Consider the following 14,826-nt stretch of genomic DNA (forward strand, 5'->3'; position numbering starts at 1 on the left):
GGATCCGCAGGTGCGGAGCGGCGGGGCGGCACGCCGCGAATGGATGCCTCGAACCGGCGTGTCGCCGTCGCGATCCGCTCCTGCGGATCCGCGGTTGTGTACGAGGTCGCGCGGGAGCCGGCGGCAGCATCCCTTCCCCGCGCCGCCACAAGATCGGATCCGGAGGCGTCGGCTGCAGCATCCATTCGTCCTCCCGACACGGAATCGGATCCGCAGGCGTCGGCTGCAGCATCCATTCGTCTTCCCGACACAGAATCGGATCCGCAGGTGCGGAGCCGCAGGGCGGCACGCCGCGAATGGATGCCTCGAACCGGCGTGTCGCCGTCGTGATCCGCTCCTGCGGATCCGCGGTTGTGCACGACGGCGAGCGGGCGCCGGCGGCGTCGTCCTTGCCGAGGCGCCTCTCACCTTGCTAAACTTGAGTCAGCACGGCTCAACTTTGCCGCGAAGATTTCAGGAGACATATGAACGCCACACAGAACCCCGGACAGGAGGACGCGCAGAGCGCCCTCGAGCAGTTCGGCATCAACCTCACCGACCGTGCCCGGCAGGGCAAGCTCGACCCCGTCATCGGGCGCGACAGCGAGATCCGCCGCGTCAGCCAGGTGCTGACCCGCCGCACGAAGAACAACCCCGTCCTCATCGGCGAGCCCGGTGTCGGCAAGACCGCCGTCGTCGAGGGCCTCGCTCAGCGCATCGTCGCGGGCGACGTCGCCGAGTCGCTCAAGAACAAGGAGCTCGTCACCCTCGACATCTCGGCGCTCGTCGCCGGCGCGATGTACCGCGGCCAGTTCGAAGAGCGCCTGAAGAGCGTGCTCAAGGAGATCACCGAGTCCGACGGCCGCATCATCACGTTCATCGACGAGCTGCACGTGCTCATGGGCGCGGGCGGCGGGGAGGGGTCGGTCGCGGCATCCAACATGCTGAAGCCGATGCTCGCGCGCGGCGAGCTCCGCCTCATCGGAGCCACGACGCTCAACGAGTACCGGGAGTTCATCGAGAAGGATGCTGCGCTCGAGCGTCGCTTCCAGCAGGTCTATGTCGGCGAGCCCAGCGTCGAAGACACTGTCGCGATTCTGCGCGGACTCAAGGAGCGGTACGAGGCCCACCACAAGGTGGCCATCGCCGACGCAGCGCTCGTGGCCGCAGCATCCCTCAGCCATCGCTACATTCCCTCGCGCCAGCTGCCCGACAAGGCGATCGACCTGATCGACGAGGCCGCCTCGCGGCTGCGGATGGAGATCGACTCCGCGCCGCTCGAGATCGACGAGCTGCGTCGCCACGTCGACCGCCTCAAGCTCGAAGAGCTCGCGCTCAAGAAGGAGAAGGACGACGCCTCGAAGGAGCGCCTCGCCGCGCTGCGCGAGACGCTCGCGGGCGAGCAGGCGCGGCTCGCGGAGCTGCAGGGCCGGTGGGAGCGCGAGCGTGCGTCGCTCAACCGCGTCGGCGACCTCAAGACGAAGCTCGACGCCGCCCGCATGGAGGCCGAGCGCGCGCAGCGCGAGGGCAACCTCGAGAAGGCGTCGCGCCTGCTGTACGCCGAGATCCCCTCCCTCGAGCGCGAGTTGGTCGTGGCCGAGCGCGAGGAGCCGGCCGGCGACCGCATGGTCAACGACCAGGTCACCGACGAAGACATCGCCGCCGTCATCGCGGCGTGGACCGGTATCCCCGTCGGCCGGCTGATGCAGGGCGAGACCGAGAAGCTGCTGCACCTCGAGTCCGAGCTGGGCAGGCGCCTGATCGGGCAGAAGGACGCCGTGAAGGCCGTGTCGGATGCCGTGCGCCGCTCGCGTGCGGGCATCAGCGACCCGGGACGCCCGACGGGTTCGTTCCTCTTCCTCGGCCCCACCGGTGTCGGCAAGACCGAGCTCGCCAAGGCGCTCGCCGAGTTCCTCTTCGACGACGAGCACGCCATGGTGCGCATCGACATGTCGGAGTACGGCGAGAAGCACTCGGTCTCGCGCCTGGTCGGCGCCCCTCCCGGGTACGTCGGGTACGAGCAGGGCGGCCAGCTCACCGAGGCCGTGCGCCGGCGCCCGTACTCGGTGGTGCTGCTCGACGAGGTCGAGAAGGCGCACCCCGAGGTGTTCGACGTGCTGCTGCAGGTGATGGACGACGGCAGGCTCACCGATGGCCAGGGTCGCACGGTCGACTTCACGAACGTCATCCTCATCCTGACGTCGAACATCGGCTCGCCGATCCTCATCGACCCGATGCTGTCGACCGACGAGAAGCGCGACGCCGTCATGGCGATCGTGCGGCAGGCGTTCAAGCCCGAGTTCCTCAACCGGCTCGACGACATCGTGATGTTCGCCGCGCTCAGCCAGGACGACCTCGCCCAGATCGTCGAGCTTGCGGTGTTCGCCCTGCAGCGACGCCTGCGTGATCGTCGGCTGTCGTTGGCGGTGACGCCCGACGCCCGGGCCTGGCTCGCCGAGCGCGGCTACGACCCCGTGTTCGGGGCGCGGCCGCTGCGCCGCCTCATCCAGTCCGAGATCCAGGACCGCCTCGCGATGGCGCTGCTCTCGGGCGGCGTGCGCGACGGCGATGTGGTGCGGGTGGATGTCGCGGCCGACGGCTCGTCCCTGGTGCTGACGAGCGACGGGCCGGCCGCGGCCGAGCCCGCGGCGAAGGGCGACGACGACGTGATCGAGGCCGAGCTCCTCGACGAGTAACCCCGTCCGAGTCGCCGAAACACGGGTCCGTCGTCCGACACGCCGGGGTTCGGCATCCGTCACCGGCGTATCGGTGTGACGAACCCGTGCATCCGCACAGCGAGCGCGGATGAGACGGATGCCGTGCCCCGAACCCGACGTCGAGCACGGATGGACGGAGGGACGGATGCCTCGGCCCGCGGCGGCGGGTCGAGGCATCCGTCATCCGGATCCGGGGTGGATCAGTCGTTCACGAGCACCGAGTCGGCGACGGGGCGGCGCACGCGCGGGGCGTTCTCGCGGGCCTGCAGCTCGTCGGAGGCGAGGCGGATGTCGCCGAGCTCACCGATCGCCATGACAGTGACCGGGGTGAAGTCGGTGCTGAGAGCGAAGCCGGCGGAGATGGCGTCGCGATCGAAGCCGCCCATCTGATGCGTCGACAGGCCGTTCGCGTGGGCCTGCACAGTGAAGTGCGCGGCGACCTGGCCGGTGTCGTACTGGGCCCAGCGCATGGGCTCGCCGTCGCGCGTGGTCTCGGCGACGAACACGATGAGTGCGGCGGCGTCGCCCGCCCATGCGCTGTTGAACCCTGCGAGCGACGCGAGCACGGTCGCGTGCGCGGCCGACCCGCGGCGCGCCACGATGACGCGCCAGGCCTGGGTGTTGGCGGCGGTCGGGGTCCATCGGGCGGCTTCGAGCGCACTCGCGAGGGCGGCCTCGTCGATGACGGCGTCGCGGTCGAAGATGCGGGTGCTCCAGCGCTCGGCGAGGACGTCGAGGATCGGCGCGTGCGTCTCGGCGGTGCGGGCGGTGAGAGTGGACATGGCTGCTCCTCTGGGGTCGAGCGATTTCTGCCGGGACCCCGTCGGCCCAGATCCATGCAACGACATGGACCTGGGAACATTCCCTCTCTGTCCTCCCGTGTCGCCGAGTGTCCCGTGAGAGCATCGAGCCGTGCGCACCGTCCGTGCTCTGTGGGGGTCTTCGCACCCCGGGCCGACGCTCGTCGTGACCGCGCTCGCGCTCGCCCTGGGCATCGCGACCGGGCTCGAGCTGTGGCGACTGGCGCTGCTGACGGTGTCGGTCTTCGCCGGGCAGCTGTCGGTCGGCATCTCGAACGACGCCCTCGACGTCGCGCGAGACCGGGCGGTGGGGCGCGCCGACAAGCCGATCGCGCGCGGGGATGTGTCGGTGCGGGTCGCCTGGTTCGCGGCGCTCGGGCTCCTGGCTCTCGCCCTGGTGCTCTCGGCGCCGTTGGGATGGCGGATGCTGGCAGCCCACGCCCTGGCGCTCGGTTCGGCGTGGGCCTACAACGCGGGGCTGAAGTCCACGGCGTGGTCGATCGTGCCGTTCCTCGTGAGCTTCGGGATCTTCCCGTCCCTGGCGACGCTCTCGGCGCCCGATCCCTCGTTCGCCGCGTGGTGGGCGTGGGTCGCGGGCGCTTCGCTCGGCGCCGCCGTGCACCTCACGAACGTGCTGCCCGACCTTGACGACGACGCGCGCACCGGGGTGCGCGGCCTTCCGCACCGGATGGGGCCGCGGGCGGCGGCGATCGTGGCGGCGCTCGCCGTCGTGGGCGGCGCGCTCGCGGTGCTGCTCGGCGCCGCGGGCGGCGACCTCTCGGCGGTGTCACCGGTGTCGTGGGTCTTCTTCGCCGCCGTCGTGCTGGTGGCCGCGGTGACGGCGTGGCGTGCGGTCTCGCGGCCCCCGACGCGGGCGCTGTTCCGCCTCGTGATGCTCGCGGCGCTCCTCCTCGCGGCGCAGCTGGTGGCGTCGGGCAGCGCCTTCGTCGCCTGACGCCGGTTCGGTCGCGGGGCGGACTGGCCGGATCAGGCGTCGACGTCGAAGCCCATGGAGTAGGCGCGCGCGAACAGGCGGGCCGACGGGCCGGTGAGCATCGCGCGCACGGCCGTGCGCCGCAGCGCGTCGCCGCGACCGCTCGCGCGGCCGAGGGCCGTGTTCACGCTCGCCAGCGCCGCTGCGCGCCGCGCCGACTGGACCCGGCGCGCCTCCCACCTGAGGAGACCGGTGTCGGGCGCGCGGCCGGTGCGCACCCAGGACGCGAGGAGCGGCGCCAGCGTGACCGCGTCGAGCAGGCCGAGGTTCATGCCCTGGCCGCCGATCGGGCTGACCTCGTGGGCGGTGTCTCCGATCGCGAACACCCGGCCGTGGCGAAGACGGGGTGCGACGACACGGCGGACGCCGAACGAGGTCGCGGTCGACACCGCGTCGGCCGCCGGCCCTTCGCCGCGGCGGGCGAGCGCTTCGCGCAGCCGCTGCACGCGGGCCTCGGCCACGGTCGCGGCGCGCACCGCGTGCGCCTCGGGGTCGTCGCCCGCGCGGGGTTCGTCCACGTCGGCGCCCGGCGGATCCCAGGCGACGAACCGCCGACGCCCGCCGGGCAACGGGAAGGACTCGAGCACGCCGTCGGGATCGAGGTGGATCACAGCGAGTTCCGCGTCGGCGTGGGCGGCAGCATCCGTCATCAGATACCGGTCGCGGTACTCGCGGGCCGGCACCGCACCCGGACGGTAGACGAGGTCGCGCGCTGCGCCCCCGCCCGCGACGACGACGATGCGGCTCTCGGACTCGACGGGGCGGCCGAGGAGGCCGGCGCGCACCACGACCGAGTCCCGCCGAGGGATCACCGCGAGCACGTAGGCGCCGCGCAGCGGCTCGGGCGCCGCGGTCCCGAGGACGGCCTCGGTGGCCGACTGCGGCAGGGTCGCGACGAAGGGGAAGCGCGCAGTCAGCACGTCGAAGTGGACGGTCCCGAGCAGGCGGCCTCGCGAGCGGGCCTCGCCGCGTCGTACGCGCACCGCTTCGGCGAGGAGACGGTCGGTGAGGCCGGACGATTCGAGGGCGGCCAGGACGGGGGAGTGGATGCCGATGGCCCGGGTGCCGTCGCCGACCGCGGGCCGTCGCTCGAGGAGTTCGACGTCGACGCCGCGGCGCGCGAGCTCTCCGGCCAGCAGCATGCCGACCGGCCCCGCGCCGACGACGGTGACCTCACGCATGACCGCGGCCGACGGCGACGAGGCGGAAGGGCACCGGGTGTTCCACCGACCAGGTCCCGCGGCCATTGCCGTCGAGTGCAGCCGCGAGCTCGGCGCGCGTGTAGCTGCGGCGGATCGACCGGAGCCCGTCGGTGCGCAGGAACGTGCCGCGCGCGAACGGCGTGACCGCGACGGCATAGAGCCCGTACGCGAGGCGCGAGCGCGCGATGTCGCTGTGCAGCACGATGCCGCGCGAGAGCGCGAGGGACTCGGCGGCGAACTCGGGGAGGTCGTCGCCGAGGTGGTGGAGCACGTGGTTCGACAGCACCGCGTCGTACGTGCGCCCCTCTGCGACCAGGGTCGCAGCATCCGCTCTCCGGAAGCTCGCCCCGGGGATCGGTGGGCGCGCCTCGGCGACCTCGTGCGCGCGAGGGTCGGGGTCGATGCCGGTCCAGGTGACCTCGAACCCGTCGCTGCGGGCGGCCGCGGCGAGGCGGGATACGAGGTCGCCGCCGCCGGACCCGATGTCGAGGACGTGCGCCGGCCTGCCCAGCGCCGCCAGGTGGGGGCGCAGCCGCGTGCGGTAGACGACGCCCCAGCCCGACACGAGCCGGTTGACCGTGCCGAATCGCACCAGCGTGGCGCGCAGGAGTTCCGGGTCGCACGAGGGGTCGTCCATGAGCTCGGCGAGCCGGTCGTCGCGGACGGCGAGGCTCATGCGGGTACCGCCCTCATACCGCCGCCCTCACGCGGACGCCGCCAGCGCGAGGGCGACGTCGTCTGCGGTCGCGACCGCGGGGCGACGCCGGGTCATGAGCGCCGACTCGACCGTGAGTCCGGGGCCGAAGGCCAGCCCGGCGACGCGCGCCCCATCGGGCACCGCGTCGTCGCGCAGCAGCGACGCGAGGATGAACAGGATCGTCGCGCTCGACATGTTGCCGAAGTCGCGCAGCACCGCGCGCGACACCGCGAGGGCGTCGGGCGGCAGATCGAGCGCCGCCTCGACGCGGTCGAGCACGCTGCGCCCGCCGGGATGCACCGCCCACACCTCGGGAGCCGCGTCGTCGCCGAGGAAGCGGCCCACCGCGCCCTGGATCTCGCGGCCGATGATGCGCGGCACCTCGGCCGAGAGGATCATCTCGAAGCCGTTGTCGCCGATCGTCCACACCATGTCGGTCTCGCCCTCGTCGGTGAGGGTCGTGCCGAACCGGTCGAGGTCGAGTCCGCCGGGGAATCCGGCGGCGGGGTCGGCGGTGATGATCGCGGCCGCCGCGCCGTCGGCGAAGACGGACGAGGCGACGATCTGCTGCGGATCGTTCGAGGGCCGAAGATGCAGCGTGCAGAGCTCGGTGCACACGACGAGCACGACCGCATCCGGCCTCGACGCCGTCAACGCCGAAGCGACGCGCAGTGCGGGCAGGGCCGCCGCGCACCCGATGAAGCCGAGGTGGCAGCGCTCGACCGTGGGGCGCAGCCCGAGGTCGCGTACGAGGCGGTAGTCCGGGCCGGGCGCGAAGAGGCCGGTGCACGACACGGTCACGACGTGCGTGATTGCGGAGGGATCGATTCCGCCGTCGGCCAGCGCGGCGCGTGCGGCGGCGGCCGTGAGTTCCGGTGCGGCGGCGATGTAGCGCTCGTTGCGCGCGCCGGTCGCGGGGGAGAGGAGCCGGCCCTCGGCGTCGACGAATGCCGCACGGACGGACGTCGGGCCGGTGACGAACTCCGACAGCACGGTGTGGCGCTCTGCGATCGCCGATGCGTCGAACACCGCTTGGATGCGGCGCCTGGTGAGTCGGTCGGCCCCTTCCTGCGCCGCGAAGATGTCGCGCGCGACCTCCTGCGCGATGCGGGTGGGCGGAACAGCTGTGCCGATCGAGACGATGCGGGCCGTCATGGAGCAACCTAAGCACGCCCGCGCCCGGAAGGGCACGACCTTGCCGGAATCTCGCAGGTCGAGTACCGCCCCCGGCGTTGTTTCGTCGATCCCGGGTGTTTCGGCCGAGACCGGGGGTGTGGTCCTGGGTCTCGGCGAGTGTCCCCGGTCTCGCGGATGGGGAGGGGGCGGGGTGGATGCTGCGCCCGGCGTTGTTTCGTCGAGCCCGGGTGTTTCGGTCGAGACCGGGGGTGTGGTCCTGGGGCTCGGCGCGTGTCCCCGGTCTCGCGGATGGGGGAGGGGGCGGGGTGGATGCTGCGGTCCGGCGTTGTCTCGTCGAGCCCGGGTGTTTCGGCCGAGACCGAGGGCGGCTTCCCCGGTTTCGGCGAGTGTCCCCGGTCTCGCGGATGGGGGAGGGGGCGGGGTGGATGCTGCGGTTCCGGCGTTGTCTCGTCGAGCCCGGGTGTTTCGGTCGAGACCGGGGGTGTGGTCCTGGGTCTCGGCGAGTGTCCCCGGTCTCGCGGAACCGGAACCGGAAGCCGAGGCGCGGGGGACGGATGCCTCGGCCCGCACCCTGCGCGGCGGGCCGAGGTATCCGAGCCTGTCAGCCGGCGGGCTTCGGGTCGGCGTGGTCGGCGTGGGCGTCGGGGAGCTCCCGCATGCGCCAGAACGGGCCGATGACAACGAACAGGCACGCGAAGAGCTCGCCGAACGCCCCGATCCAGATCGTCGGCACCGTGCCGATCCAGGTGCCGAGTGCACCGGCGAGCAGCGCGGCGATGGGCATGACGCCCCACACCACGAAGCGCACGGAGGCGTTCATGCGACCCAGGAGCCGTGGCGGCGTGATCCGCTGGCGGAAGGTGACCTGCGTGATGTTGTAGAGCAGTACGGTGAAGCTCGCCAGGAAGAACTGGATCACGAGGAGCGGGAACGCGAGCGCGGGGGCCAGCGAGATCGCCGGCAGGAAGAAGGGGACCACCGAAAACGCGATCGCGCTGATCGGGATGGCGCGGGCCTCGCCGATCCGCGCGACGATGCGCGGGGTCATCATCGCGCCGAGCAGGCCGCCGACCGCCGAGAGCGAGAACACGATGCCCAGCATCTGCGGGGTGAGGCCCAGTTCGCGCAACGCGAAGATCGGCAGCAGTGTCATCGCGATCGTGCCGAAGAAGTTCGCGGTGCCGGTCGTCAGCACGATCCGCCGCAGCAGCGGGTTGCCGAACACCCACCGCAGCCCCTCGCCGATCTCGTGGGCGAGCGGCTTGTGGTCCTCCGGCGCCCGGAGCGTCTCGTGGTCGCGGGTGAACAGCAGCGCCACGAACGAGGCGATGTAGGTGCCGACCGTGATCAGGATCGCGAGCGGCGCGGCGAGCACGCCGAGCAGCCACCCGCCCACCGCCGGGCCGGCGAGACCGGCGAGCTGCTCGGTGGACTGCAGCTTGCCGTTCGCCTCGGCGATCTGGTTCGAGCGCACGAGCGACGGCACGATGCTCTGGTTCGACACATCGAAGAACACCGTCGCGACGCCCATGATGAGGGCCACGGCGATCATGTGCCAGATCTGCAGCATGCCCAGCAGCGCGAGGACCGGGAGCGCCGCCAGGGCGATCGCGCGCACCGCGTCGGCGACGATCATGACGTGCCGCTTGCGCATGCGGTCGATCCACGCGCCGGCCGGGAGCCCGACGATCAGGAACGCCGCGACCTGCGCGGCGTTGAGCACGCCGACTTCCCACTCCGTCGCGTTCAGCGTCAACACGGCGAGCACGGGGATCGCGAGCTCGGTGATCTGCGCGCCGAACTGACTGAGCGCCTGACCGGTCCAGAGCGTCATGAAGTTGCGTTCGCGCCACAGCGAGCCCTTCGGCGCCGGCGCCGCGGATGTCGGCGGGGCCGCAGCATCCTGATCCGCTTCGATCGCCTCGTCGGCACCCGCGCGGGACGTGAGAATGGATGCCTCGGCCCGACCCTCTGCGAGAGCCTCGGCGGCGAGATCGCCCGTGGCGGTGTCGTCGGCGGCGCGCTCGTCCGCGGCCACCGGCAGCTCGTCTGATTGAGACATGCCAATCAGTGTGCGCCACTGATTGAGAACTGTCAATCAGTCTTGTAGCCTGGCCCCGTGGGGGACGATCACGAAGACCGGATCGAGCTTCGCCGGGGGGATCCCGAGGCGGAGGCGCGGATGCGCGCGCTCAGCTCGCCGCTGCGCCTGCGGGTGCTGCGGCTGTGCGCGTTCGAGTCGCGCACCAACAAGGAGCTGGCCGAGCTGCTCGGACTGAATCCCGGCACGATGCTGCACCACGTGCGCACTCTCGTGCAGACCGGCTACCTCGCCGCCGAGGAGGACCGCACCGGCGCCCAGGGCGCGCGCGAGGTGCCGTACCGGGCGACCGGGCTCTCGTGGCGCACCTCGATGCCGGGTGGATCGCCGGTGCTGATCGAGACGTTCCTGCAGCAGATCGAGGGCGTCGACCCCGAGGACCTCGACACGACCTGGATGGGGCTGAAGCTCACGCCCGCGCATCGGGAAGAGTTCCGGCAACGGCTGTACGAGCTCGTCAACGAGTTCAAGGAGCGGGGGCCCGACCCCGACGGCGAGACGTACTCGTTCTTCAGCACCCTCCATCCCGACGTCAATCCGCCGGCCGAAGCGAGGGGCTAAGGGCCGAGGGCCCGGCCGTCGAAGCGGCTGAGCGCCCGACGACCCGCCCGCTGAAGCAAGGACTGAGCACCCGACGACCCGCCGGCCGAAGACGCCGGATACCGCCTCCTGGCCCCAAAACGCGAAGATCGCGGCCCGGGAGCAACACCGAACCGGCGTCTTCCCGAACCGCGACCTCGTCGCGTGATGCCTGTCAGCCGATGGCCGCGCGCAGCTCGGCGGCGGCAGCCGTGACGTCCGGCGCACCGTAGAGCGCGCCGCCCACGACGGCGATGCGTGCGCCGGCGTCGCGGACCGCACCGATCGTCGACGCGTTCACGCCGCCCGCGATCGAGAACGGCACGCCCGAGGCCTCGCCGGCACGCAGCAGCGAGTCGAGCGAGTAGCCCTCCTGTGCCTGCTCGTCGAGGCCCGCGTGCACCTCGACGAACTCGGCGCCGAGCGCGACGACCTCCTTCGCCCGGGCGGGCTTGTCGGCCACGCCGATCAGGTCGACGACGATGCCCTTGCCGTGCTTCTGCGCCGCCTTGACGGCGCCCGCGATGGTGCTGTCGTCGGCCGAGCCGAGCACCGTCACCAAGTCGGCGCCGGCGCCGAAGGCGATGTCGGCCTCGAGCTCACCGGCATCCATCGTCTTGAGGTCCGCGAAGATGACCTTGTCGGGGTGCGCGGCCTTGAGCGCCGTGACGGCGGCGAGGCCCTCGCTCTTGATGAGCGGGGTGCCGAACTCGAGAATGTCGACGTGCGCGGCCGCGGCGGCGGCGAGCTCGAGGGCCTTCTCGGTGGTCAGGGTGTCGATCGCGAACTGCAGCTTCATGGTGCTCCATTCAGTAGGGGGTGGATGCTGCCGCCAGGCCGGCGACGAGGGTCGGAGGTCACTCGAGATTCGAGTGGCGGGGCCAGAGGTCGTCCGCGCTCGAGCCCTGGCGCTGCCACAGCGCGTGGAACAGGCCGTCGCCGAGGAGCACGACGACCTGCTCGAAGAGGCCCCCGGCGTACTGGTCGGAGGCGGCCGCGGTGCGGTCGAGCTTCTGCGCGGCGGGCACGACGACGACCACATCGGCGAGGTCCGCGAGCGGCGAGGCGATAGCGGTCGTGATCGCGCCGATGCGGGCGCCCGCGGCGGCGGCCTTCTGCGCGGTGCGCACGACCGACTCGGTCGTGCCCGAGCCGCTCGCGGTGAGCAGCACGTCGGCCGGGCCGATCGCCGGGGTGGTGACGTCGCCGACGACGTGCACCTCGAGGCCGAGGTGCGTCAGGCGCATCGCCGTCATGCGCAGTGCGATGCCGGAGCGCCCGGCGGCGCCGACGAACACACGGCGGGCGTCCAGGAGCAGATCGGCGAGGGCATCGAGCTGCTCGGAGCTCGAGACCGCCGCGCGCTCGGCCGCCCGCAGCGCCTCGTTGGCGACGAGCGAGATCGCCGCGGCGGGCGAGATGGTGGCGGTGGTGCTGGGCATGCCCTCCAGCGTCGCCCTCGCGTCGTGGGCGTGCGTTCCTCCCCGCGAACGGCCCTGACTACCCGAAAGGAGGGGTGCTCGTAGGATAGGTGACCGTGACCGACGACATCACACGCATCGCGGCCTCGCGCCGCGCCGCGGCCGACCACGCGCGCGCGCTAGCCGAGCAGCGTGACCGCTACGCCCTGACGCTCGAGTCGCTGCTGGCGACGCTGCGCTCGCCGCGGCTCGACGACCGCGCGGCGCGCACGATGGCCGTCGACGTCGCGGCGGGTGCGCTGGTCGGCCTCCGCGTGCAGAGCGACGAGCAGAGCGCGGCCCTCGAACCGGTGGTCGGAGCCTTCGAGCGCCTGCGCAGCGACCTGCGCCCGCTCGTCCGGTACAGCGAGCTCGACGTGCAGTTCGTGGAGCCGCCGACGAACGGCCGGGCCCTCCCCGGTGATATCGCCCACGCGGCCCGCGCGATCGTGCGCACCGTGGTGCTCGCGATCGTCGACCACGGCGAGACCAACCGGGTCCGCATCCAGTGGGACTGCGACGGCCTGCACCTGCTCATCGCGATCCGCGACGACGGCCGCGGCGACCTCACCCCGCACGACGACGCGCTGCGCCCGGTCGGCGAGCAGGTCGCGGCCCTTGCCGGGCACCTCTCGGTCGCCTCGACCCCCGGCTGGGGCTCCGAGATCGGCATCCGCCTCCCGCTCGATCCGCCCGCCGAGCCGGACGATCTTCCGGATGCCGTGGACGCGAGTCCACGCGAGCGCGACGTGCTGCGCCTCGTGGTCGCGGGGCGCCGCAACCGCGACATCGCGCAGACACTCGGGGTGAGCGAGAACACCGTGAAGTTCCACGTGTCGAACCTGCTGCGCAAGGCCGGCGCGACGTCACGCACCGAGCTGGTGGCGCTGGCGCGCACCTGAACCCACCGGTTCGGGGGAGGGCGACCTACCCGAAAGCGTGGCCGGTACGAGTCGCCCGCAGATCTTGCGCGCGGCAGAAGGGTGCCGGAACTTCTCTGGATGAGGGATGCCTGGGGCCGCAGCATCCGTCATAGCGTGAGGAGCATGACCACCGCGACGGCCGATCTCTACGACGAACGCGGCGACGAGCTCGACTCGCTCGCGCTGCCGCTGCACGACTTCGGAGGACGCGTCGCGTTCGACGGGCCGATCCGCACGGTGCGGTGCCACCGCGACAACGCGCTCGTGAAGGCGCTGCTCGCGAACCCGGGTGAGGGCGCCGTGCTCGTGATCGACGGCGGCGGATCGCTCGAGTCCGCGCTGGTCGGCGATCTCATCGCGGCGTCCGCGGTCGAGAACGGGTGGGCGGGACTCATCGTGCACGGCGCGATCCGCGACCGGGTTGCGATCGGCGAGCTCGACCTCGGCGTGAAGGCGCTCGGCTCGAACCCGCGCAAGAGTGCGAAGGCCGGCGTCGGCGAGGTCGACGTGCCCGTGACCATCGCGGGCGTCGCGTTCGCGCCGGGCAAGCACGTGTGGGCTGACGCCGACGGAGTGCTCGTCGAGCGGTGACGCGCGGGGGTGGTGCGCGCGGCGCGGCGCGCTCGTAGGGTGGGGCTGATGTCCAGCACCGACGGGACGCCCGCCCAGTACCTCGCCCGGGCCATAGGGATCGCGACCGAGAACGTCCGCAACGCGGGCGGTCCGTTCGGCGCGGTCGTGGTGTCGGCCGACGGACAGGTCTTCGAGGGCGTGAACCGCGTCACCGCCGACCTCGACCCGTCGGCGCACGCCGAGGTCGTCGCCATCCGACGGGCGTGCCAAGGGCTCGGCACCTTCGACCTCACCGGCGCCACGCTTTACACGAGCTGCGAGCCGTGCCCGATGTGCCTCGGCACCGCGCTCTGGGCCCGTGTCGAGCGCGTCTACTTCGCCGCCGACCGCGAGGACGCCGCCGCCGCCGGCTTCGACGACGCCGTCTTCTACCGCTACTTCGACGGCCATCCCGAGCATCGCGACATCATGCCCGTCGAGTCGATCGAGCTCGCCGCCGACCACCGGATCGCGCCGTTCACCGAGTGGGGCCAGACCTCGACCCGCGTCGAGTACTGATCCGGGCTCTTGCCCGAGCCGCCGTCGGCCAGGCCGTCGGTGAGATCAGGAGATCTGGCGGCGGCAGGCGGATCTGCGCCGGAACGTCCTGTGTGCGCCAGATCTCCTGAGTTCAGCGAATGGATGCTGCGGTGCCGCGCTCACGGGGTGGCCCAGGGCGGCAGCATCCGCCCCTCCTGTCGCGTTGCTGAGATCAGGAGATCTGGCGAAGGCAGGAGGATCTGCGCCGAAACGTCCTGCGTAGGCCAGATCTCCTGATCTGGAGAACAGCTCAGCTTGGGGAGACCGGGGCGGTCTCCTCGATCAGCTGCAGCAGCTGTGCCGACACGCTGACGGCGATCGTCGCGGGCTGCTTGCCGGGGATCTCGGGAAGGCCGATCGGCGTCGTCACCCGCGCCAGTGCGGACTCGTTGTGGCCTGCCTCCTGCAGCCGCGCGCGGAAGCGCGCCCACTTCGACCGCGACCCGATCAACCCGATCGACGCGACGCCGTCGGTGCGCAGCGCCTGGTCGATGATCGACAGGTCCTCGGCGTGGTCGTGCGTCATGACGAGCACGTGCGTACCCGCCGGCACCGCGGCCAGCACCGCCTCGGGCACCGGCGCGTGGTGCATGCGCACCCGCGCGACCGCATCAGCAAGCGGCCCCGGCTCCCCGCCCACGCCCAGGCGCGTCGGCGCGAGCATCGCCTCCCGCGAGTCGACGAGGTGCAGGTCGAGGTGCTGGCGCGCGAGGATCCGCGCGACCTCCAGCCCGACATGCCCCATCCCGAACACCGCGACCGACGGCACGACCCGCACCGGCTCGAGCATGAGCGTGACCTCTCCTCCGCAGCACTGCACGCCGTACTCGGTGGTCTCGCGGTCGCTCAGGGTGAGCGTCAGCAGCTCCGGCTCGGCGGTGCCCGAGGCGAGCATCGCCCGAGCGTGAGCGACGGCGGTCGCCTCGAGGTTGCCGCCGCCGATCGTCTCGAAGACCTCGCCCGGCGCGACGACCATCTTCGCGCCGCCGTTGCGCGGCGCGTGCCCGCGCACCATCGCGAGCGTCACGATCACCGCGGGCGTGCGGGTGTCGCGCAGGCCGCGCACCGCATCGAGCCAGTCCATG

The 14,826-nt window shown here is 72.2% G+C and carries 14 protein-coding genes; 6 read left to right on the plus strand and 8 right to left on the minus strand.

What is annotated here, in order from left to right:
• The first annotated feature begins 464 nt into the window (after positions 1-464).
• Positions 465-2,675 carry an ATP-dependent Clp protease ATP-binding subunit gene (locus ACFC1I_RS08055; protein WP_376007745.1) on the plus strand — a complete coding sequence of 737 codons (2,211 nt, stop codon included), beginning with the start codon at positions 465-467 and terminating at the stop codon, positions 2,673-2,675.
• Between the two features lie 221 nt (positions 2,676-2,896).
• Here the strand turns inward: ACFC1I_RS08055 and ACFC1I_RS08060 are convergent, their stop codons facing one another.
• Positions 2,897-3,478 (minus strand): nitroreductase family protein, encoded by a 582-nt coding sequence (locus tag ACFC1I_RS08060; protein ID WP_376007747.1) that lies wholly within the window; start codon positions 3,476-3,478, stop codon positions 2,897-2,899.
• A 130-nt stretch (positions 3,479-3,608) separates the two neighbouring features.
• Between ACFC1I_RS08060 and ACFC1I_RS08065 the strand changes: the two genes are divergently transcribed.
• Positions 3,609-4,451: a UbiA family prenyltransferase gene (locus ACFC1I_RS08065; RefSeq protein ID WP_376007749.1), complete on the plus strand. Its 843-nt coding sequence runs from the start codon at positions 3,609-3,611 to the stop codon at positions 4,449-4,451.
• A 32-nt stretch (positions 4,452-4,483) separates the two neighbouring features.
• Here the strand turns inward: ACFC1I_RS08065 and ACFC1I_RS08070 are convergent, their stop codons facing one another.
• The 4 genes from ACFC1I_RS08070 to ACFC1I_RS08085 all read right to left on the minus strand — a co-directional run bounded on the left by ACFC1I_RS08070 (position 4,484) and on the right by ACFC1I_RS08085 (position 9,588).
• Positions 4,484-5,671, minus strand: a complete 1,188-nt coding sequence (locus ACFC1I_RS08070; protein WP_376007751.1) for an FAD-dependent oxidoreductase — start codon at positions 5,669-5,671, stop codon at positions 4,484-4,486.
• A complete protein-coding gene (locus ACFC1I_RS08075; protein ID WP_376007753.1) occupies positions 5,664-6,368 on the minus strand; it encodes a methyltransferase domain-containing protein in 705 nt (234 codons plus the stop codon). The genes ACFC1I_RS08070 and ACFC1I_RS08075 overlap by 8 nt, the downstream gene beginning before the upstream one ends.
• A 27-nt stretch (positions 6,369-6,395) precedes the next feature.
• Positions 6,396-7,544 carry a type III polyketide synthase gene (locus tag ACFC1I_RS08080; protein ID WP_376007755.1) on the minus strand — a complete coding sequence of 383 codons (1,149 nt, stop codon included), beginning with the start codon at positions 7,542-7,544 and terminating at the stop codon, positions 6,396-6,398.
• Positions 7,545-8,127: 583 nt separating this feature from the next.
• Positions 8,128-9,588, minus strand: a complete 1,461-nt coding sequence (locus ACFC1I_RS08085) for an MFS transporter (RefSeq protein WP_376007757.1) — start codon at positions 9,586-9,588, stop codon at positions 8,128-8,130.
• A gap of 120 nt (positions 9,589-9,708) precedes the next feature.
• Here ACFC1I_RS08085 and ACFC1I_RS08090 point away from each other — a divergent pair, with 120 nt between their 5' ends.
• Positions 9,709-10,188: an ArsR/SmtB family transcription factor gene (locus tag ACFC1I_RS08090; RefSeq protein WP_376008035.1), complete on the plus strand. Its 480-nt coding sequence runs from the start codon at positions 9,709-9,711 to the stop codon at positions 10,186-10,188.
• A gap of 193 nt (positions 10,189-10,381) precedes the next feature.
• Here the strand turns inward: ACFC1I_RS08090 and hxlA are convergent, their stop codons facing one another.
• Positions 10,382-11,005, minus strand: a complete 624-nt coding sequence (hxlA, locus tag ACFC1I_RS08095) for a 3-hexulose-6-phosphate synthase (protein ID WP_376007759.1) — start codon at positions 11,003-11,005, stop codon at positions 10,382-10,384.
• A gap of 58 nt (positions 11,006-11,063) precedes the next feature.
• A complete protein-coding gene (hxlB, locus tag ACFC1I_RS08100; protein ID WP_376007761.1) occupies positions 11,064-11,648 on the minus strand; it encodes a 6-phospho-3-hexuloisomerase in 585 nt (194 codons plus the stop codon).
• A 95-nt stretch (positions 11,649-11,743) separates the two neighbouring features.
• Between hxlB and ACFC1I_RS08105 the strand changes: the two genes are divergently transcribed.
• The 3 genes from ACFC1I_RS08105 to ACFC1I_RS08115 all read left to right on the plus strand — a co-directional run bounded on the left by ACFC1I_RS08105 (position 11,744) and on the right by ACFC1I_RS08115 (position 13,720).
• A complete protein-coding gene (locus ACFC1I_RS08105; protein WP_376007763.1) occupies positions 11,744-12,568 on the plus strand; it encodes a LuxR C-terminal-related transcriptional regulator in 825 nt (274 codons plus the stop codon).
• 144 nt (positions 12,569-12,712) lie between these two features.
• Complete coding sequence (rraA, locus tag ACFC1I_RS08110) at positions 12,713-13,180, plus strand: ribonuclease E activity regulator RraA (protein ID WP_376007765.1); 468 nt, start codon at positions 12,713-12,715, stop codon at positions 13,178-13,180.
• A gap of 48 nt (positions 13,181-13,228) precedes the next feature.
• A complete protein-coding gene (locus ACFC1I_RS08115; RefSeq protein ID WP_376007767.1) occupies positions 13,229-13,720 on the plus strand; it encodes a nucleoside deaminase in 492 nt (163 codons plus the stop codon).
• 271 nt (positions 13,721-13,991) lie between these two features.
• Here the strand turns inward: ACFC1I_RS08115 and xdhC are convergent, their stop codons facing one another.
• Positions 13,992-14,825 (minus strand): xanthine dehydrogenase accessory protein XdhC, encoded by an 834-nt coding sequence (gene xdhC, locus ACFC1I_RS08120; RefSeq protein ID WP_376007769.1) that lies wholly within the window; start codon positions 14,823-14,825, stop codon positions 13,992-13,994.
• Position 14,826 lies beyond the last annotated feature (1 nt).

This window comes from Microbacterium sp. NPDC056044, assembly GCF_042267145.1.
Classification (GTDB): Bacteria; Actinomycetota; Actinomycetes; order Actinomycetales; family Microbacteriaceae; genus Microbacterium.

Coding starts and splice junctions, on each gene's coding strand:
- ACFC1I_RS08075 (WP_376007753.1), bottom strand. CDS start 6,368: ATGAGCCTCGCCGTCCGCGACGACCGGCTCGCCGAGCTCATGGACGAC.
- hxlB (WP_376007761.1), bottom strand. CDS start 11,648: ATGCCCAGCACCACCGCCACCATCTCGCCCGCCGCGGCGATCTCGCTC.
- ACFC1I_RS08115 (WP_376007767.1), top strand. CDS start 13,229: ATGTCCAGCACCGACGGGACGCCCGCCCAGTACCTCGCCCGGGCCATA.
- ACFC1I_RS08060 (WP_376007747.1), bottom strand. CDS start 3,478: ATGTCCACTCTCACCGCCCGCACCGCCGAGACGCACGCGCCGATCCTC.
- ACFC1I_RS08055 (WP_376007745.1), top strand. CDS start 465: ATGAACGCCACACAGAACCCCGGACAGGAGGACGCGCAGAGCGCCCTC.
- ACFC1I_RS08085 (WP_376007757.1), bottom strand. CDS start 9,588: ATGTCTCAATCAGACGAGCTGCCGGTGGCCGCGGACGAGCGCGCCGCC.
- ACFC1I_RS08090 (WP_376008035.1), top strand. CDS start 9,709: ATGCGCGCGCTCAGCTCGCCGCTGCGCCTGCGGGTGCTGCGGCTGTGC.
- hxlA (WP_376007759.1), bottom strand. CDS start 11,005: ATGAAGCTGCAGTTCGCGATCGACACCCTGACCACCGAGAAGGCCCTC.
- ACFC1I_RS08070 (WP_376007751.1), bottom strand. CDS start 5,671: ATGCGTGAGGTCACCGTCGTCGGCGCGGGGCCGGTCGGCATGCTGCTG.
- ACFC1I_RS08080 (WP_376007755.1), bottom strand. CDS start 7,544: ATGACGGCCCGCATCGTCTCGATCGGCACAGCTGTTCCGCCCACCCGC.
- xdhC (WP_376007769.1), bottom strand. CDS start 14,825: ATGGACTGGCTCGATGCGGTGCGCGGCCTGCGCGACACCCGCACGCCC.
- rraA (WP_376007765.1), top strand. CDS start 12,713: ATGACCACCGCGACGGCCGATCTCTACGACGAACGCGGCGACGAGCTC.